The 18,453-nt window shown below is 72.4% G+C and carries 17 protein-coding genes; 8 read left to right on the forward strand and 9 right to left on the reverse strand.

All coding sequences use genetic code 11. The features are described 5' to 3' along the window. Positions 1 to 51 precede the first annotated feature (51 nt). The gene (locus CLV71_RS24550; protein WP_243866684.1) at positions 52 to 1,680 is read right to left on the reverse strand and encodes a penicillin-binding transpeptidase domain-containing protein; all 1,629 of its coding nucleotides are present in this window, start codon (positions 1,678 to 1,680) and stop codon (positions 52 to 54) included. Positions 1,681 to 1,781: 101 nt separating this feature from the next. On the opposite strand from CLV71_RS24550, the gene argG reads away from it, so the two are divergent. After that, on the forward strand, positions 1,782 to 3,203 hold the full coding sequence (gene argG, locus CLV71_RS24555) for an argininosuccinate synthase (RefSeq protein ID WP_133905204.1): 1,422 nt from the start codon (positions 1,782 to 1,784) through the stop codon (positions 3,201 to 3,203). A 178-nt stretch (positions 3,204 to 3,381) separates the two neighbouring features. On the opposite strand, the gene CLV71_RS24560 is transcribed toward argG, so the two are convergent. Beyond that, on the reverse strand, positions 3,382 to 5,280 hold the full coding sequence (locus tag CLV71_RS24560; RefSeq protein WP_133905205.1) for a maleylacetate reductase and hydroxyquinol 1,2-dioxygenase domain-containing protein: 1,899 nt from the start codon (positions 5,278 to 5,280) through the stop codon (positions 3,382 to 3,384). 34 nt (positions 5,281 to 5,314) lie between these two features. Next, complete coding sequence (locus CLV71_RS24565) at positions 5,315 to 6,118, reverse strand: ankyrin repeat domain-containing protein (protein ID WP_133905206.1); 804 nt, start codon at positions 6,116 to 6,118, stop codon at positions 5,315 to 5,317. A 36-nt stretch (positions 6,119 to 6,154) separates the two neighbouring features. On the opposite strand from CLV71_RS24565, the gene CLV71_RS24570 reads away from it, so the two are divergent. The 5 genes from CLV71_RS24570 to CLV71_RS24590 all read left to right on the forward strand — a co-directional run bounded on the left by CLV71_RS24570 (position 6,155) and on the right by CLV71_RS24590 (position 11,509). Further along, positions 6,155 to 8,119 carry an aldo/keto reductase gene (locus CLV71_RS24570; protein WP_133905207.1) on the forward strand — a complete coding sequence of 655 codons (1,965 nt, stop codon included), beginning with the start codon at positions 6,155 to 6,157 and terminating at the stop codon, positions 8,117 to 8,119. 136 nt (positions 8,120 to 8,255) lie between these two features. Further along, positions 8,256 to 9,410, forward strand: a complete 1,155-nt coding sequence (locus CLV71_RS24575; protein ID WP_133905208.1) for an SPFH domain-containing protein — start codon at positions 8,256 to 8,258, stop codon at positions 9,408 to 9,410. After that, on the forward strand, positions 9,407 to 10,828 hold the full coding sequence (locus tag CLV71_RS24580; RefSeq protein WP_208297736.1) for a TFIIB-type zinc ribbon-containing protein: 1,422 nt from the start codon (positions 9,407 to 9,409) through the stop codon (positions 10,826 to 10,828). The genes CLV71_RS24575 and CLV71_RS24580 overlap by 4 nt, the downstream gene beginning before the upstream one ends. 1 nt (position 10,829) lies before the next feature. Next, positions 10,830 to 11,285 carry a hypothetical protein gene (locus tag CLV71_RS24585; protein WP_133905209.1) on the forward strand — a complete coding sequence of 152 codons (456 nt, stop codon included), beginning with the start codon at positions 10,830 to 10,832 and terminating at the stop codon, positions 11,283 to 11,285. Beyond that, on the forward strand, positions 11,282 to 11,509 hold the full coding sequence (locus CLV71_RS24590) for an iron chelate uptake ABC transporter family permease subunit (protein WP_133905210.1): 228 nt from the start codon (positions 11,282 to 11,284) through the stop codon (positions 11,507 to 11,509). Before CLV71_RS24585 ends, CLV71_RS24590 begins: the two co-directional genes overlap by 4 nt. A 10-nt stretch (positions 11,510 to 11,519) precedes the next feature. On the opposite strand, the gene CLV71_RS24595 is transcribed toward CLV71_RS24590, so the two are convergent. The 3 genes from CLV71_RS24595 to CLV71_RS24605 form a co-directional block, all read right to left on the reverse strand. Then, positions 11,520 to 12,140, reverse strand: a complete 621-nt coding sequence (locus CLV71_RS24595; RefSeq protein ID WP_133905211.1) for a GNAT family N-acetyltransferase — start codon at positions 12,138 to 12,140, stop codon at positions 11,520 to 11,522. A 120-nt stretch (positions 12,141 to 12,260) separates the two neighbouring features. Next, entirely contained in the window at positions 12,261 to 12,725 is a 465-nt protein-coding gene (locus tag CLV71_RS24600; protein ID WP_133905212.1) for a pyridoxamine 5'-phosphate oxidase family protein, read from the reverse strand. 1 nt (position 12,726) lies between these two features. Next, complete coding sequence (locus tag CLV71_RS24605) at positions 12,727 to 13,377, reverse strand: TetR/AcrR family transcriptional regulator (protein ID WP_133905213.1); 651 nt, start codon at positions 13,375 to 13,377, stop codon at positions 12,727 to 12,729. A 47-nt stretch (positions 13,378 to 13,424) separates the two neighbouring features. On the opposite strand from CLV71_RS24605, the gene CLV71_RS24610 reads away from it, so the two are divergent. Continuing rightward, complete coding sequence (locus CLV71_RS24610; protein WP_133905214.1) at positions 13,425 to 15,029, forward strand: acyl-CoA synthetase; 1,605 nt, start codon at positions 13,425 to 13,427, stop codon at positions 15,027 to 15,029. On the opposite strand, the gene CLV71_RS24615 is transcribed toward CLV71_RS24610, so the two are convergent. Together CLV71_RS24615 and nhaA are read right to left on the reverse strand one after the other, a co-directional pair. Next, positions 15,026 to 15,820, reverse strand: coding sequence for an endonuclease/exonuclease/phosphatase family protein (locus CLV71_RS24615; protein WP_133905215.1), 795 nt, complete (start codon positions 15,818 to 15,820; stop codon positions 15,026 to 15,028). The genes CLV71_RS24610 and CLV71_RS24615 overlap by 4 nt on opposite strands. A 7-nt stretch (positions 15,821 to 15,827) precedes the next feature. Continuing rightward, positions 15,828 to 17,129, reverse strand: coding sequence for a Na+/H+ antiporter NhaA (gene nhaA, locus CLV71_RS24620; RefSeq protein WP_133905216.1), 1,302 nt, complete (start codon positions 17,127 to 17,129; stop codon positions 15,828 to 15,830). A 260-nt stretch (positions 17,130 to 17,389) separates the two neighbouring features. Here nhaA and CLV71_RS24625 point away from each other — a divergent pair, with 260 nt between their 5' ends. Further along, the gene (locus CLV71_RS24625; RefSeq protein WP_133905217.1) at positions 17,390 to 17,569 is read left to right on the forward strand and encodes a hypothetical protein; all 180 of its coding nucleotides are present in this window, start codon (positions 17,390 to 17,392) and stop codon (positions 17,567 to 17,569) included. Between the two features lie 29 nt (positions 17,570 to 17,598). On the opposite strand, the gene CLV71_RS24630 is transcribed toward CLV71_RS24625, so the two are convergent. Then, positions 17,599 to 18,357: a hypothetical protein gene (locus tag CLV71_RS24630; RefSeq protein ID WP_133905218.1), complete on the reverse strand. Its 759-nt coding sequence runs from the start codon at positions 18,355 to 18,357 to the stop codon at positions 17,599 to 17,601. Positions 18,358 to 18,453: the final 96 nt, after the last annotated feature.

The following is an 18,453-nucleotide window of genomic DNA, read 5'->3' on the forward strand; positions in this document are numbered from 1 at the left end:
CACCCGGGCCGCGGCCGGGAACGTACTGAAGGACGCCTTCAGTGCGTTGGGTCAGCCGAGTGCCGTCAGGAACGTGCCGGTCACCGCGACCGCCGTGTCGGACGTGTTGCCGTTCACCACGAGTGTCGCGAACGCGAGGTCGTCGCGGTAGCCGGTAAACCAGCCGTGCGCGGCGCCGCCGTCGATCTCGGCCGTGCCCGTCTTGCCTGCCACGGGGCCGTACCGCGCCAGGGCGCCGGCCCGGCCCGCCGTCACCACGTCACGCATCATCGTCCGCAGCGAGCCCACCACCCGCGCGGGTGGCGCCGAGTACGGGGTCGTCACCGTGGTCGGCAGGTCCCGCCACAGCTTCGGGGTCACCGCACCGCCCGAGGCGACCGTCGCCGACACGAGCGCCATGCCGAAGCAGCTCGCCTGCACCCGCCCCTGCCCGATGCTGTCCTCCACCTGCTCGGTCGCGTTCGCCGGGTCGGGGACGCTGCCCGCCTCGGTGGTGATGCCCGGGATGTCGAAGTCCGCGCCGAGCCCCAGCTGGTCCGCCGCGTCACCCAGCGCCGGGGGCGCGAGCTTCGCGGCCTGTTCGGCGAACGTCGTGTTGCACGACTTCGCGAACGCCGTCCGCAGCGGCACGTCACCCAGCTCGAAACCGGCGTTCGTCACGGTTCGCTGCCCGACGGTCGTCGAGCCCGGACACGGCACGACCGTGCCGACGTCCGCGACCCCGCCCTCCACCAGCGCCGTCGCGGTGGCGATCTTGAACGTCGACCCCGGCGGGTACAGGCCGTTCAACGCCGTCGGCTCGCTGCCCGCCGCGGCGTTCTGCGCCACGGCCAGGATGTCGCCGGTCGACGGCTGGATCGCGACCAGCATCGTCGGCAGCGGCTGCGAGTCCACGGCCGCCTGCGCCGCCTTCTGCACCGGCACGCTCAGCGTCGACACCAGCGACGCCGTCGGGCTGCCGTACACGACCTCGAGGTCCTTGCCGGCCGCGTCGACCAGCGCGACGTACCAGCCGCCCGCAGTGCCCTGCCCCGCCGCGACCCGGCCCATGGCCCCGACGAGCCGGGGCGCGAGCGTCGGGTCGGCCGGGGCCGTGTCCTCGCCGACCCGGTTGACCAGCGGCGTGCCGTCGCGGTCGACGACCGCAGGCTGGCCGTTCCCGTCCCGCAGCGCCAGGCTCTGTCCGGCCGCCAGCTTCGGGTGCACGAGCGTGGGCCGCCAGTTCACCCGCCAGCCCGCCTCCTTCTTCACCAGGTGCAGCCCGCTGTCGTACGTCCACTCCCGGACGCCCCAGTGCCACGACAGGGTGAACTTCTCGTCCACGACGGTCGCGTCCGGTGGCGGGACCTCGGCCGTCGCCGGGACCGTGGTGACCGCTGTCGGCGAAAGCGTGCGCCACACCTCGGCGAGCTGCGTGGTCGCGGCGGCCTCGTCGTCGGTCAGCCGCGCGGCGTCGGCGGCCTGACCCGCGGCGAACGCGGACAGGAACTGGTTGGCCACGTCGGCGGCGGTGAGCTGCACCGGTGGTGCCTCGGTCGCGGCGACCGGTTCGGTCGGCCCGTCCGGCGCGAGCTGGAGCACGCCGACGACGACGATGGCGGCCACCGCCAGCGCGCCGGCCGCGATGACCAGCCCTTTTCTCGGTCGGGAGACAGGAGTCTCCTCATGGCCAGCAGTCACGGTATCCCCCAGGATGTCGTCCCCCGACCTGGCGACGGGACCACTGTACCGACAGTGGGGGCGGCCACGGGCGGTAGTCGTGCCGCGTCCATAATGGATCAATGTCGAAGGTCCTGAGCGAGCTTCCGGTCGGCGAGCGCGTGGGTATCGCGTTCTCCGGCGGTCTGGACACCTCTGTCGCCGTGGCGTGGATGCGTGAACGCGGCGCCGTGCCCTACGCCTACACCGCTGACGTCGGCCAGTACGACGAGCCCGACCTGGACGCGGTGCCGGACCGGGGACTCGCCTACGGCGCGGAGCGGGCGCGACTGGTGGACTGCCGTGCGGCGCTGGTCGAGGAGGGCCTGGCCGCGCTGGCGTGCGGTGCCTTCCACATCCGGTCGGCGGGTCACACGTACTTCAACACCACGCCGCTGGGCCGCGCGGTGGTCGGCACGCTGCTCGTGCGTGCCATGCACGCCGACGAGGTCGACATCTGGGGCGACGGCTCCACCTTCAAGGGCAACGACATCGAGCGGTTCTACCGCTACGGGCTGCTCGCCAACCCGAACCTGCGCATCTACAAGCCGTGGCTGGACAGGGAGTTCGTCACCGAGCTCGGCGGCAGGCACGAGATGTCGCAGTGGCTCGTCGAACGCGGCCTGCCCTACCGCGACTCGGCGGAGAAGGCGTACTCGACGGACGCGAACATCTGGGGCGCCACCCACGAGGCCAAGCGGCTGGAGCACCTGGACACGTCGATCGAGATCGTGTCCCCGATCATGGGCGTCCCGTTCTGGTCGGCGGACGTCGACATCCCGGCCGAGGACGTCACCGTGACGTTCCAGCACGGTCGCCCGGTGTCGATCGACGGCGATTCCTTCGAGTCGGCCGTCGAGCTGGTCCGGCGGGCCAACGAGGTCGGCGGCAGGCACGGCCTTGGCATGTCCGACCAGATCGAGAACCGCATCATCGAGGCCAAGAGCCGGGGGATCTACGAGGCGCCGGGCATGGCGCTGCTGCACGTGGCCTACGAGCGCCTGCTGAACGCCATCCACAACGAGGACACCGTGGCGATGTACCACATGGAAGGCCGCCGCCTCGGTCGGCTGCTGTACGAGGGCCGGTGGTTCGACCCGCAGGCACTGATGCTGCGCGAGAGCCTGCAGCGGTGGGTGGGCTACCCGGTGAGCGGGAGCGTCACGCTGCGCCTGCGGCGGGGCCAGGACTACACGGTCCTCGACACGACCGGGCCCGCGCTGAGCTACCACCCCGAGAAGCTGTCCATGGAACGCAGCCAGGATCCGGCGTTCGGGCCGGGGGACCGGATCGGTCAGCTGACCATGCGCAACCTGGACATCGCCGACTCGCGCTCGAAGCTGGAGCAGTACACGTCCCACGGCCAGCTGACCCCGTGGGACGGCATGATCGGCCTGATCGGCGAACTGTCCCCGGGCGGCGCGGCAGCCATCGCCGCCCGTGACGACGCCGTCGTCGAACCGGACGCCCTGGACAGCGCGGCGATGGAGTCGGGCACGGACTGACGGCCCAACGCACTGAAGGACGCCTTCGTAACGCTGGGGCTACTGAAGGCGTCCTTCAGTGCGTTCCGGGTGTGGTGTGCCGGGTGGCCTCTGGCTGGGCCTTCCTAACGCCCGGGGGCGCCACCCAAGGTGCCGCTCCCACCGTGCGGACCCGCGCCCAACGTAAGGAAGGCGTCCTTCAGTGCGGCGAAGCCAGCGGTGCGACGCGGAACGTGAAGGTCAGCTCGCGCCAGTCGCCGGCCGGTTCGCGGCCGTCGGGGGCCGGGCCCGTGCGGGGCTCGAAGTCGACGATCAGGTCCTCCTTCACGCCGAAGACCGCGTCCGAGTCCAGGTACCTGCCACCGGACACGAAGAGCTGGGTGATCAGCTTCTGGTGCCCGGCCGCCTGGATCATGAAGTGCAGGTGCGGCGCCCGGTACGGGTGGCGCCCCGTCGCACGGAGCATCTCGCCGACCGGACCGTCCGCCGGGATCGGGTACTCCGACGGCAGGATCGACCAGAACCTGACCCGACCGTCCTCACCGGACAGCAGCCGCCCACGCAGCACCGGCCCGTCCAGGTCCGGCAGCTGCACGTCGTAGAAACCGTCCGAGTTCGACTGCCACACGTCCACCACCGCCCCGGTGACCGGCGCACCCGACGTGGACGTGATCCGCACGTCCACCCACAGCGGCACCCCCGGCAGCCCCCGCGCGATGTCCGTCCCCTGCGCCAGCTCCGGCGGCCCCTCCACGTAGAACGGCCCCAGCACCGCCGACGGCGTCGTCTCCGGCGTCCGCGAGTTCGTCAGCACGTCCACCACGCTCGACACCCCCAGCGTGTCCGACAGCAGCACGAACTCCTGCCGCTTGTCGTCGCTGATCTGCCCGGCTCGGGTCAGGAACTCGATCCCGTGCTGCCACTCCTCCTGCGTCAGGTCGTTGTCCACGGCGAACGCGTGCAGCCTCGGCACCAGGTCGGTCAGCAGCGCACGCAGCCGGGGCGGGCCCGCGAACGTCGACACGACCTGCGCGGTCAGCCCGTCCAGGCTCGGGGACACCCCTGCCGGACGCTCGCCTGCCCACGCGTGGCGCAGCAGCCCGAGGATGCCCTCCCGCGTCAGCGCCGCCGGGTTCGGGTACGGGTGCTCGACAGCCAGCTCCGCCGCCCGGTCCAGGTCTGCCTCCGCCAGCCCCAGCTCACGCAGTGACGTCGGGCCGCCCGCCGTGACGATCAGGTCGTACACCGCCGACGGCGCGTCCGTCGCGCCCAGTGCGTCCGCCACCCGGCGCATCGCCTCGGGTGCCGCCGCCGCGTTGTACGCCATGGCATGCGGCAGCACGACCGTGTGCGTCGGCGCGTGCGGGAGCCCGAAGCTGCCCCCGAGCGTGTGGCACAGCTTGTGGTGCAACCCCGTCCTGACCGCGCCGAGGCACGTCGCCGCGAGCCACGCGCCGTGCAGCAGCTCCTCCCGGGTGTCGGCGGTCGCGAGGCCGCGCAGCCCGCGGGCGAGCCTGCCGACCGCGTCCACGGCGAGCCCGTCGACGACCGGGTTCGCGTCGGGGGAGTAGAGCGCCTCCACGGCGTGGGCCAGCGCGTTGACCGCACTCGTCACCACGACCGGCACCGGCAGGTCGCGGGACAACTCGGCGTCGTAGATCACGGTCTCCGGCAGCACCTCCGGCGACGAGCGCGTGGTCTTGACCCCGTCCCGCGTCTCGCCGAGCACGGCCGTGACCTCCGACCCGGCGTACGTCGTCGGCAGCACGACCTGGTCGACGCCCGTGCGGTCGGCGAGTGCCTTCGCGAGCCCCGTGGTCGAGCCGCCGCCTACCGCGACCACGCAGTCGGCCTCGGCGCCACGCAACACCGCCAGCGCCCGCTCGGTCACCTCGACCGGCGTGTGCATCGCCGCGTCCTCGAACCGGCCGACGACCAGCGGCCCCAACGCCTCCTCGACCACCTCGGCACGGCCGGGCCTGCGCAGCAGCAGCACGCGCGACCGGCCGAGCCGTTCGACCTCGGCGCGCACCTGTCCGGCGGTCCCGGTGCCGAACACGACCCGGACGGGCAGCGGGGTGTAGGAGAAACGCGTCATCAGAGCCTCCCTCTCGACCCATTCTGCACCCGGCTCACCCGGCGAGGAGGGCGGCGACCTCGGCGTTCGCGCACCACTCCCGCGCGGTCCTGTGCGTCGCCGGGTCCACGACCGACGGGTCCGCGCCGTGCCCGAGCAGGCGCCGGACCGACGCGACCCTGCCGTTCCCGGCGGCCACGTGCAGGGGCAGTCGCCGCCACCGCGCGTCAGCCTCGTTGACGGGCGTGCCCGCGGCCACGAGCGCGTCGATGACGTCGAGCCGCTCGTGGTCGGCCGCGAACACCAGTGCCCGCAACCGTTCCTGCGGCGTGAACTGCTCGAGGGAGAACCCCGTGAGGTCGCCTGCCGCCGCAGCCATCTCCAGGCTCTCGATCCGCGCGCCGGCGGCCACGAGCAGGTCCAGCACCCCGGTCATGCCGAACACCGCCGCGTGCTGCACGACCGAACCTCCCGGCACACCACCGGAGTCCGCCGCCGACACGGCGTCGACGTCGGCGCCCGCCGCGACGAGGACGGCGGCCACCTCGGCGTCGCCGTAGCTGGCCGCGGTGATCAGCGGGGTCTCACGGTCGCCGGGATGCCCGTCCACCGGGGCGCCCGCGTCGATCAGCGCCTTCGCCACCGCGCCGGTGCCGGGCAGGTCGCCCGTGAGCCCGAGCCGCGCGCTGTCGAACCGCAGCATGGCCAGGTACCCGAGCACGTCGGCGCCGAGGGGGTGGTGGTCCGTCGGCGCCATGCGGGTGGTGGCCAGGTAGGGGTGGTCGGCGAGCAACGCCGCGAGCCGGGACAGGTCGCGGGCGGTGAGCACGTCGCGGCGCTGCGTCTCCAGGTCAGGCATGACACGGGATCATGCCAGCCCGTAGTGTCATGTCGTGTGGCTGATCAGCTGAGGTGGGGCGTCGTCGGCCCCGGAAGGATCGCCCGCGCGTTCGCCGGGCAGCTGCCGAACTCCCGCACCGGACGGCTCGTCGCCGTCGGCAGCAGGGACCAACAGCGGGCGGCCGCGTTCGCCGCCGAGTTCGGCGGGGCTCGCGCGCACGGCTCCTACCAGGCGGTTCTCGACGACCCCGAGGTGGACGCGGTGTACGTCGCCACCCCGCACTCCGGGCATCCCGAGTGGGTGGTGCGGGCGGCACGGGCAGGCAAGCACATCCTGTGCGAGAAGCCCCTCGCGATCACCTCGGCGCACGCGATGGCCGCGGTCGAGGCAGCACGCAGGCATGACGTCTTCCTGATGGAGGCGTTCATGTACCGGTGCCACCCGCAGATCCGGGCGCTGGCCGACCTGGTCCGCGACGGTGTGGTCGGCGAGGTCCGCCACGTCCAGGCGTCGTTCGCCTTCGCCACGGCGTCGAACCCGACCGGCAGGCTCTTCGCGCCCGAGCTGGGTGGGGGCGGAATCCTCGACGTGGGCGGCTATCCCGTGTCGGCGGCCCGGCTCGTCGCGGGCGCGGCGCGTGGGCTGCCGTTCGTCGACCCCGTGGCCGTGACCGGAGCGGGCCACCTCGGCGAGACCGGCGTGGACGAGTGGGCGATCGCCACCCTGGACTTCGGCGACGGGCTCACCGCGCACGTCGCCACCGGAGTGCGCCTCACCGCGGACAACACGATCCGGGTCGTCGGCAGCGAGGGCTTCCTGGAGGTCGCCGACCCGTGGGTGCCCGCGCCGGACGTACCCGGTCGCGTCGCCGTGCACCGGGTCGGCGAGGAGCCCCGCGAGGTGACGACCGAGGCGATCCCGCAGTACGCGGCCGAGGCCGACGCGGTCGCCGACCACCTCGCCGACCGCCAGGCACCGCAGATGTCGTGGGCGGACAGCCTCGGCAACGCGGCGGCGCTGGACGCGTGGCGGGCCGCGATCGGGCTCGAGTACCCGGTCGAGCGGAACACCCCGACCGTCCACGGCGGACCGCTGCGGCGGGGCGACCGCCTGCCGTACGGCAGGCTGCCCGGCATCGACAAACCGGTGTCGCGCCTGGTGATGGGCGTGGACAACCAGCGCGACCTCCCGCACGCGTCGGTGATGTTCGACGACTACGTGGAGCAGGGCGGCAACACGTTCGACACCGCCTGGCTGTACGGCCACGGCCACCACGAGCGCCTGCTGGGCCGGTGGGTGGCGAACCGGGGTGTCCGCGACGACGTCGTGATCATCGGCAAGGGCTGCCACACCCCGCACTGCGACCCGGAGTCACTGCACCGCCAGCTGGGCGAGTCGCTGGAGCGCCTCGGCACCGACCACCTCGACCTGTACCTCATGCACCGCGACAACCCGGAGATCCCGGTCGGCGAGTTCGTCGACGCGATGGAGCAGGAGCGCGCCGCCGGGCGGGTGCGTGCGTACGGCGTGTCGAACTGGACCCTGCCGCGCGTGACGGAGGCGTCGGAGTACGCGGCCGCGCACGGCGTGGCGGGGTTCGCCGCGCTGAGCAACCACTTCAGCCTCGCCGAGGCGTACGCGGTGCCGTGGCAGGGCTGCGTGCACGTGACCGACGCGGTGTCGCGGGAGTGGCTGCGGTCGCACGACCTGCCGCTGCTGCCGTGGTCGAGCCAGGCACGCGGCTTCTTCACGGGCAGGGCGCACCCGGACGACCGTTCCGACGAGGAACTGGTGCGCTGCTACTACAGCGACGCGAACTTCGCGCGTCTGGCGAGGGCGGCGGAGCTGGCGACGTCACTGGGCGTGCCGACGACGGCGGTGGCGCTCGCCTACGTGCTGCACCAACCGTTCCCGACGTTCGCGTTGATCGGCCCCCGCACCCTGGCCGAGACCCACGGCTCGCTGCGTGCACTGGACGTGACACTGACCCCCGAACAGGTGACCTGGCTCGAGGGCTGACCCGCTGTAGGCGAACGGCCACCCGTAGGTCCGAACGGAAGGGCACGACCCGCGCGAACACGGTGATCTCCCCGACCGAGGGGGCCGCGTCGGCCTAGACTTCGGCGCGACGTAGGCGTTCGTGGGAGGGACCGGGATGGGCATCATCGCGAAGCTCAAGGGTGAGCTCGTCGACATCATCGAGTGGCTCGACGACAGTCGGTCGACGCTCGCCTGGCGCTTCCCGCGCTACGAGAACGAGATCAAGAACGGCGCGGAGCTGATCGTCCGAGAGGGACAGCGGGCGGTGTTCGTCTACCGTGGACAGCTCGCCGACCAGTTCGGGCCGGGCCACTACGAGCTGGTGACCGAGAACCTGCCGATCCTGTCCACGTTGCAGGGCTGGTCGCACGGGTTCCGCAGCCCGTTCCGCAGCGAGGTCTACTTCATCAGCACCCGCCCGGTCACCGACCTGCGGTGGGGCACCCCGTCGCCGGTGACCGTGCGTGACCCCGACTTCACGATGGTGCAGGTCCGGGCGAACGGCCTGTGCGTGCTGCGCATCGCCGACCCCGAGATCTTCCTGCGCGAGGTCATCGGCACCGACTCGTCGGTGTCCACGGACGAGATCTCCGAGCTGCTGCGCCGGGTGATCACGCAGGCGTTCTCGGACATGGTGCTCGAGACGCGGCTGGGCGTGATCGACCTGCAGGGCCGCCAGACCGAGCTGGCGGGCAAGCTCAAGGACTACGTCCAGGAGCGGGTGGACGACGAGTTCGGCCTGAAGATCGACGACATCGTCATGACGATCACGCTGCCGGAAGAGGTCACCGAGGCGATGACCCGCGGCGTGGCCCGCGGTGTGGAGCAGGCCCGCTACCTGGACAACGTCGGCCCGATGGACCGCCTCCAGCAGGGTGCCGCGGCCGAGGCGATGGTCGCGGCGGCCCGCAACGAGGGTGGTGGTGCGGGGTCGATGATGGGTGCCGGTCTCGGGATGGCGCTGGGGCAGCAGATGGGCAGCATGATGGCCGCGGGGGCGCCGCAGGCCGCGCCACAGGCGGGTCCGCCGCCGCTGCCCGGTGCCCAGCAGTTCCACGTGGAGATCAACGGTGCCGCGGCGGGGCCGTACACGCCGGACCAGCTGCGCCCGTTCGTGGCGGGCGGGCAGCTGACGCCCGCGACGCTCGTGTGGGCGAACGGGATGGCCGGGTGGGCTGCCGCGCAGACCGTGCCCGCCCTCGCGGGTCTGTTCGCCCCGGCCGGGCCGCCGCCGCTGCCGGGTGCGTCGCAACGGGGTGGCAACGCGTGACCGGGCCGAGCGGTCCGCCCCCGCTGCCCGGCGGCCCCCCTCCGTTACCGGACGGCCACGAGCACCGCCAGGGCCCACCGCCCCTCCCGAACGGTTCGCGCCACCCGGGGCCACCGCAGTTCTCCAACGGTTCGGACCAAGGGCCACCGCCGCTGCCGGGTGGTCCCGGGCAGCCCGGGCCACCGCCGCTTCCCGCCGGTCCGGGGCACGGGCCGCCGCCCCTGCCCGGCGGGCCCGGGCAGTACCAGGGGCCGCCACCGCCTCCCGCCGGGCCGAACCAAGGGCCCTACCAGGGGTCGTCGACCAGCCAGGACCCGGCGCTGCGGGCGACCCTGCACACCACCGAGCAGACCCGCACCTACCCCTGTCACCAGTGCGGCGCGCAGCTGGTGTTCGACATCGCCGCTCAGTTGCTCAAGTGCCCCAGCTGCGGCAACGAGCAGCCGATCATCGAGGACGCCGGCCGGTCGGTCGTCGAGCACGATCTCGGGCTGATGCGCACCCAGCAGGCGCGGATGGTCGTCCAGGCAGGTGCCGAGAAGGAGATCGTCTGCCAGAACTGCGGTGGCCACACCACCTTCAGCGGCACCCTCACCGCCACCCGCTGCCCCTACTGCGCCACCCCGATCCAACGTGACGACATCCACGACTCGCCCAACCGCCTCCCGGTCGACGCCGTGCTGCCGTTCCAGGTCGCCGAGCCGGTCGCCCGCGAGGTCGTGGAGAAGTGGATCAAGAGTCGCTGGTTCGCGCCGAACGAGTTCAAGAAATACAGCGAGGTCGGGTCGTTCACCAGCGTCTACGCCTCCTACTTCACCTTCGACGCCTCCGCCGACACCGACTACACCGGTGAGCGTGGCACCACCTACACCGTCACCGTCGGCTCAGGTGAGAACCAGCGCACCGAGACCCGCATCCGGTGGACGCACGTGCGTGGCCGGGTGCACAACGAGTTCGACGACCTGCCCATCCTCGCCAACACCGGGCTCGACGAGGGCAAGGTCGCCAAGCTCGAGCCGTGGCCCACCGAGCAGGCGCGGCCGTACTCGGCGGAGTACGTCGCCGGGCACCTGAGCCGGACCTACGACCTGACCGCGGAGCAGTGCTTCGAACCTGCCCGCGAGCAGATGGACCAGGAGATCGAACGCACGATCCGCCGCGACATCGGCGGCAGCCAGCAGCGCGTCCACAGCAGGGACAGCCACTGGTACGACATGCGGTTCAAGTACCTGCTGATGCCCATCTGGCTGCTCACGGTGATCTACGAGGGCACGCCGTTCCAGGTGTGCATCAACGGCGTGACCGGCGAGGTGCAAGGCCGCCGCCCGATCAGCAAGATCAAGGTCACCCTGGCGGTGCTGGTCGCGCTCGTGGTCATCGTCGCCGTCGTGGTCCTCTACCAGTCACGCGGAGGCTGACGTGGGAACCGTGCTCCTTGTCGTGGTACTCGTGGTCGTCGTCGCGGCGGTGCTGTTCGCCGTCGCGTTGGCGCGCAAGGGAAAGCGCAAGTACGAGGCGCGTACCGGCGGCCCAGGGCTCGCGCCGAACGCCCCACGCGAGTGGGCGGGGGCGCACACCCCGGAGGCGAGGCTGCACCGCCGCCTGGCCGCCGCGGCGCGGTCGCTCGACGCCCAGCCGATGGGTGACGCGGTGACGATCGAGCAGCGGGTCACCATCGAGCAGCAGATCCAGCAGCTCGACGAGCAGTTGGTGGCCGTCGCGAGCGTGCCAGGCAACTCCTCGGGTGTCGCGGACATGGAGCCGCTGGTCAGCGACGTCGAACGGGCCGTGGCCCAGCTCGCCACCACCGGCGTCGACATGGACCTGTTGAAACGCAACCAGGCCGAGCTGGACGCGGGTGAGCCCGGCACCTGACCCCCTGCGTTCCGGACAAAAGCACACGAGTCGGCGTCAATCCGGCCACGGGCAGCGTGCCGGCCGCGGGCTTCACCGGCGCGAGCCTGCTGCTGGTGGCGGACCTGGTGGCGCGGCACGTGCTGCCGACCGAGCTGCCCACGGGCGTGGTGACCGGCGCGGTCGGCGCCCCGTACCTGCTGTGGCTGCTCGCCACGGCCAACCGGGCGGGCTCCGGCGGCTGACCGGCCGGGGCTACCAGTCCGGCAGCCTGCCCGCGGCCCGTTCCATGTCGGTGCAGTACACGGGCCCGGCGAGGTCGCCGGGCCAGTCGATGCCCGCCCAGAACGCGCGGGCGACCGGGTCGTCGGCGACCTCGGTGGTGGACCACTGGTAGGTGTCCGGCGGGGCGAGGGTGAGTGCGGCGGCGACGAGCACCCGGCCGTAGCCGCGCCGCCGGTGCGGCTCGTCGGTGCGCACGTGCTCGATGACGCCACGCCTGCACGGCCCGCAGACGGCTACGTCGATGTCGGCGAGTGCCACGCCGTCGACGTGGAGCCGCAGCTGGCCGACGCCCGCGCGGGTGTCCGGCGGGACGCGGACGAGGACGAGACCCGTACGTGGTGCGCCGTCGACGGTGTGCTGCCGGGCGGGGTTGACGAGACACCAGCTGGCGAGCGGGTCGTGCAGGGCGTAGCAGACCCCGCAGGTGATCTCGGTGAGCGCGTACCGGTGGTGGTAGCTGGACCGCGCCCCGGCGATGGCCAGCCGGTGCCCACGCAGGCAGTCAAGGGGGATCCGTTCGTCGCGAGCCGGCCGGACCGGGCGCGCGGCGCCGTAGACCCCCCGCGCGACGTCCCGCACCTCATCGCTCACACGTTCGATTATGGGCCCGTCCGGCCAGACAGGGAAGGGTTTCGCCGATCAGAGCCCGCACGAGGACGCAGCGTACCCGCGCAGCGACGTGGAGTCCACTGTGGTCAGTCCACTGTGGATCTATCGGCCGACTGTCGAGCCGCCGAGTGGCATCGGGGGGAGGCCGAGCTTGCGGTGGTCCCACGAGCGGACCCGCGTCACGTCCACCCGGACCGCGACCCGCTTGTGGAGCATGGCCGCCACCATCGGTTTCGTCTCCTCGCCGTAGGGCCCGTGGTAGCGCTCCCACACGTTGACGCCGACCGCCCACAGCGCCGCCGCGTCGTCGACGACCTCGGCGCGGCCCTCCAGCGACACGCCGCGCAGGGCGTCGTAGGTCTCCCCGTCCTCCAGCAGGACGGTGACCCTCGGGTCACGCCGGATGTTCACCGCCTTCTGCGCCTTGGCCTTGGTCTCGAACCACAGCACGCCGTCGAGCACGGCGAACCACATCGCGACCGCGTGGGGGTGGCCGGTCGCGCCGACGGTCACCAGCGTCGCCGTGCGGCGGCCTGCGACGAACGCCTCGACCTCCTCGGCCGTCATCTCAACCTGTGCTCGCTGGTTGGCGCCCAACGGAACCTCTCCTCCCGCGACGGTCCGGCGGCGGACCGGCCAGTATCGATGTCACGACCTCGACCAGGTCGGCGACGACCTCCTCGGGGGTCCCCGCGTCCGGTCCCTGGAGCAGTCTGGTGCGCTCCACGTCGCCGAGGACGGTCAGCGTGACGTTCATCGCCTGGGTCAGGCGGAAGTTGAGGACCCTGGCGGGGACGCCGGGGCGGCACCGCTCCAGCAGCTCGACGAACGCGGCGTTGCGCCGGAGGAACGACCCGGCGAGCGTGCCGAGCCCCGCGCCGTCGCCCCTGGCCAGCAGTTGGCCGACCAGGCGCACCCAGTGCTCGCCGCCCGCGTCGAGGACGGCGACGACCGGCTGTACGAACGCGCGGGCAAGGTCGTGCGTGGTGACCTCGCCGTCCGCCAGGTCCCGCAGCACGGCGTCCCGCTCGCCGACGATCTGGTCGAGACGGCCACGCAGCACGGCGTCGAGCAGCCCCTCCTTCGAGCCGAAGTGGTAGTGGATCGCCGCCACGTTCGTCTCGGCCGCCTGCATCACGGTGCGCAGCGACACCGCGCCGACGCCCTGTTCGGCGAACAGGCGCTCCGCGGCGGCGACCAGTGCGGCTCGGGTGGACACCCCACGAGACTATCAACTGATTCAATCAGTCGATAGAATCGCCCGTCATGGTCCTCCACATCGCAGACCTCGTCGAGCATGCCGTCGATGCCGTTCCCGACAAGCCCGCGGTGAAGCTCGGCGACCGCGTGGTGACCTTCGCCGAGCTGGAACGCGACGCCAACCGCCTGGCGCACTACCTGTCGTCGCGGGGCGTCGGCGTCGGCGACCACGTCGGGATCTACGCGAAGAACAGCGTCGAGCACGTGGTCGCGATCCTGGCCGTGGTGAAGATCCGCGCGGTCACGATCAACGTGAACTACCGCTACGTCGAGGGCGAGCTGGACTACCTGTTCGACGACGCCGACATCGTCGCGCTCATCCACGAGAGCTGCTACACCCCGCTCGTGGCGCGGTGCGCGCCGAAGCACGACAGGCTCGGGACCGTCGTCGTCATCCCGGACGCGTGTCCGCCGGAGGCCGACACCGAGCACGCGGGCGTGCGATACGCCGACGCCATCGCGGGCCAGAGCGCCGCACGCGACTTCGGCCCGCGCAGCCCCGACGACCTCCACGTCATCTACACCGGCGGCACGACCGGGTTCCCCAAGGGCGTGATGTGGCGCCACGAGGACTTCTGGCGGGTGCTCTGCGGCGGCATCGACTTCTACAGCGGCGCGCGGCTGTCCGAGTACGACCAGTCGACACAGGCCACAATGGACGGTCGGCTGGTCACGTTCCCGCTCAGCCCGCTCATGCACGGCGGCGCGCAGGCCGGCCTGCTGATGCACCTGTTCGCCGGTCACCTGACGATCCTCGAGCCGACGTTCGACCCGAGGCGGACCTGGGAGATCATCGAGCGTGACCGGGTGCAGCTGATCTTCATGACCGGCGACGCGATGGCCAGGCCGCTCATCGAGGAGTACGAGCGGGCCCCGCGTGACGCCGGGGCGCTGGTGGCGGTCGCCAGCAGCGCCGCGATCTTCAGCCCGGCCGTCAAGAAGCGGTGGCTGGCCGCGTTCCCGGACACCCTGTTCACCGACTCCGTCGGCGCGTCGGAGACCGGCTTCCAGGGCATGGGCCTGCAGGACAGGGACCGGGTCGGCGGCGAGGGGCCGGTCGTGACCCTCGGCCCGGACGGCGTGGTGATCGACGACGACGGCGCGATCCTCGACCTCGCGGGCGACGTCGGCGCCGTGGGACGTCTCGGCCGCGGCGGCTCGGTGCCGGTCGGCTACTACAACGACCCGGTGCGCTCGGCGGCGACGTTCCTGGAGATCGGCGGCAGGCGGTACTCGGTCCCCGGCGACTACGCGCGGATCGAGGAGGGCGGCCGGGTCACCCTGCTCGGCCGCGGCTCGAACTGCGTGAACACGGGCGGTGAGAAGGTGTACCCGGAGGAGGTGGAGGGCGCGATCAAGGCCCATCCCGCCGTGTACGACGTGCTCGTGGTCGGCGTGCCGGACGAGCGGTACGGCCAGGCCGTCGCCGCGGTCGTCCAGCCCCGCGTGGACCGGACGGTCGCCCTGGAGGAGCTGCGGGACTTCCTGCGCGCTTCGCTGTCGGGCTACAAGCTCCCGCGCGTGCTCGCGCTCGTGCCCGAGATCCCGCGCAGCGCCACCGGAAAGGCCCGGTACCCGCGAGCCAGGGAGATCGCGATGGCGGCGCGTTAGGCGAGGGACACGAGTGCCTGGACCGGGAAGTGGTCCGACGGGAACTGCCCGTCGACGGCGAAGGTGTTGATGCCGGCCGCCGGCACCCCGGCCGTGCCCCTCGTGAGGATCCAGTCGATCCGGTCGCCGTCGGGGACCGGTCCGCCGTAGCCGTGGAAGGTCGCGTACCGCGGGGTCGCGTGGGTGGCCGCCGCGGTCCAGGTGTCCGCCAGGCCCGCCGCGGTCAGCGTCCCGTACGCCGCCGACCGCCCGGCCGGGGCGTTGAAGTCGCCGGTGACGATGACCGGCAGGTCCGGCTCGAACGCGGCGACGCGGTCGCGGAGCAGCTCGGCGCCGCGCACCCTCGCGTGCTCGGACAGGTTGTCGAGGTGGGTGTTGACCACCGCGAACTCTCGACCGGTGGGCCGGTCGGTGAAGCGGACCCAGGTGACCATCCTCGTGGTGACGTTGCCCCACGACGCCGAGCCGGGCACGTCCGGGGTGTCGGAGAGCCAGAAGTCGCCGTGTGTCGACGGGGTGACGCGGCGGGTGTCGTAGAGGACGGCCGTGAACTCGCCCCGGTCGCCGCCCTCGCGGCCCTGCCCGATCCGGTCGTAGTGGTCGGGCAGGTCGTGGTCGAGGTCGGTGAGCTGGTCGCGCAGACCCTCCTGGGTGCCGACCACGGCGGGCTGCTCGCGGCGGAGCAGCTCCGCCATGACCGGCCGCCGCCTCGGCCACGCGTCGGCGCCCCGCGCGGCGGCGTAGCGCAGGTTGAAGGTCATCACGTGCAACGCGGTGGAGTCGCCGAACATCGTGTGGTCACCTCTCGTGCTGGTAGACGTCCGGGATGCCGTCCTCGTCGGTGTCGCGCCGCTCGTCGTCGCACAGGCGCCGGTAGACCCCGTTGCGGATCCGCAGCACCAGCGTGGCGAGCACCGCGGCGGTGACGGACGCGGCGAGGACGCCGATGCGGACATCGGCGTCCTGGGCCGAGCCCGCGCCGAAGGCCAGCTCGCCGATCAGGAGGGAGACGGTGAAGCCGATGCCGCCGAGCAGGGCGAGCCCGAGCACGTCCCACCAGCCGATGCTCTCCGCGAGGCTCGCCCTGGTGAACCGCTGTACCAGGAACGTCGCCCCGAACACGCCGATGGCCTTGCCCGCGACCAGGCCCGCGATGATGCCGAGCGTCACCGGCCTGCCCAGCGCGCCGCCGGCGTCGGAGACCGACACGCCCGCGGCGAAGAACGCGAACACCGGCACGGCGACCCCGGCGGACAGCGGCCGCCAGCGGTGTTCGAAGTGTTCGGCCAGCCCGGGACCCGGGCCCGCCGCGCGTCGCCGGACCGGCACGGTGAAGCCGAGCAGCACGCCCGCGACGGTCGCGTGCACGCCGGACGCGTGCACCAGCACCCAGGCCAGGACCGCCAGCGGCAGCAGCAGCCACCAGGACCGGACCCTGCGCTGAACGAGCACGGCGAACACCGCGATCGGCGCGAGGGCCAGCAGCAGGGGGAGCGGGGAGAGGGTGTCGGTGTAGACGACGGCGATGAGCACGATCGCGATCAGGTCGTCGACGACCGCCAGCGTGAGCAGGAACGTGCGCAGTGCCGAGGGCAGGTGCGTGCCGATCAGGGCGAGGACCGCGAGCGCGAACGCGATGTCGGTGGCCGTCGGGATCGCCCAGCCCGCCGACCCGTCCGGCGAGCCGGCGTTCACGGCGGTGTAGAGCAGGGCCGGGACCGCCATGCCACCCACCGCGGCGGCCACCGGCAGGACCGCCCGCCGGACGTCCCGCAGGTCGCCCGCGACGAACTCCCGTTTCAGCTCGAGCCCCGCGACGAAGAAGAAGATCGCGAGGAGCCCGTCGGCGGCCCACTGCGCGAGGGTCAGGTCCAGGTGCAGCGCCGAGGGCCCGATCCGCAGCTCGGAGAGCCACTCGTAGCCCGACCGCCACGGCGAGTTGACCCACACGAGCGCGGCCGCCGCGGCCACGGCGAGCAGCACCCCACCGACGGTCTCCAGGCGGAGGATGTCGCCGATCCGTCGTGCCTCGGGCCACGACCCGCGCCCGAACAGGCGAACCCGGGCGTCCTGACCCGACGGGTGTGCATCGTTGTCCATCCCACTCCAGACCGGTCGACGACACGTTCCGCCGACCAGACTTCCCGGCACACCTACGGGTCAACATGCCGTAAAGATCAGCGGAGCGCAAACCGCCTGCCCGGCCGGCACGCCGCGGGCTCACCCACAAGGGGGGTTAGTCGCGTGCGTTTTGCCGAATCAGCGGGTTTGTGGTCGCGTATGTCCTGTCAGGTAGCGTCCCGCTTCGGGATACAGGGCGTAACCGGTACCTCGGGTTCGGTGAGTACGACGGGAAGAACATGGATGGGGTAACGCGAGACGTCGATGACGCGTCGACGGCGACGCCGATCTTCGAGTCGCTGCTCGTGGAGCACGGTCTGACCTGGACCGAGGACCGCGACGTGCCCGCTGCCCCGAGCGGCACCACCCGGGACGGCACGGCGGGCTGGTTCGAGCCGAACACCGTCAGCCCCAACTAGGACCTCCGGCCGCGTGGTGCCCGTCGCCGCTACGCCGAGGTGGTCGCGTGCCCCCGGTCGTCGCCGACGGGGGTCGCCTCGCCTGCCTCGCCCGCCAGGACGGGGCCGGGGTCGGGGTGGCTCGACTTCACGGGCAGTCGCGCGCCGAGCCCGGGCAGGCGGCGGTCGAGGAAGCAGACGCACATCGCGAGGAAGCAGACACCGGTGAACTCGCGGACCGAACCGCGGCCGTAGTGGGCGGCGAGCCGGGGCCGCAGGTGCCGGAGGCGCCTGGCGACGTCGGCGAGGCCCAGCCTGCCCTCGGTGGCCAGGGTGCGGATGCCCGCGCGCCGGTCGGAGTCGCGGTCGGCGTAGTCGTCGAGCATCTGCAGCGTCTCGCCGATGTCCATGACGAGGGTGCGTTCCCGCGCGGAGAGGTCGGGCCGCACGAGGGCGAAGACCGTCAACGTGCCGTAGCGCCCCTTGCCCGCCGAGATCGCCGCGAGGGTCGCGTGCGGGGTGGCGGGATCGCGTTGGTCACGTGACCGGACCTGGAACCGGTGCGCGGCGGCGGCCGCGGCGTAGAGCGGGTCGTCGCGGCGGCGTCCCAGCCGGCCCTCCAGCTCCCGGTACATCCGGTCGAGCAGGCGTTCGGCGTCCGAGACCGGGGTGAACCGGCCGTGCTCGACCAGCTCGCCGAGCCTGCGTTCCAGGTCCGGTCCGCCGACCTCGTCGAGCAGGTCGTCGTAGAGCCTGGTGAACGCCAGACCGAGCACCGCGATATCGACGGCGAGGGGAATGTCGGCCATCGTCGCGTATCCGGAAATGACGAAACCGGATTTGGTGGCGTAGGAGAGCAGTGATTCCGCGAGCCGCGCGCGTGGCTCCGCTTCCGTGATCGTGGA

Origin of the sequence: Actinophytocola oryzae, from assembly GCF_004364325.1 — a bacterium.
Classification (GTDB): Bacteria; Actinomycetota; Actinomycetes; order Mycobacteriales; family Pseudonocardiaceae; genus Actinophytocola; species Actinophytocola oryzae.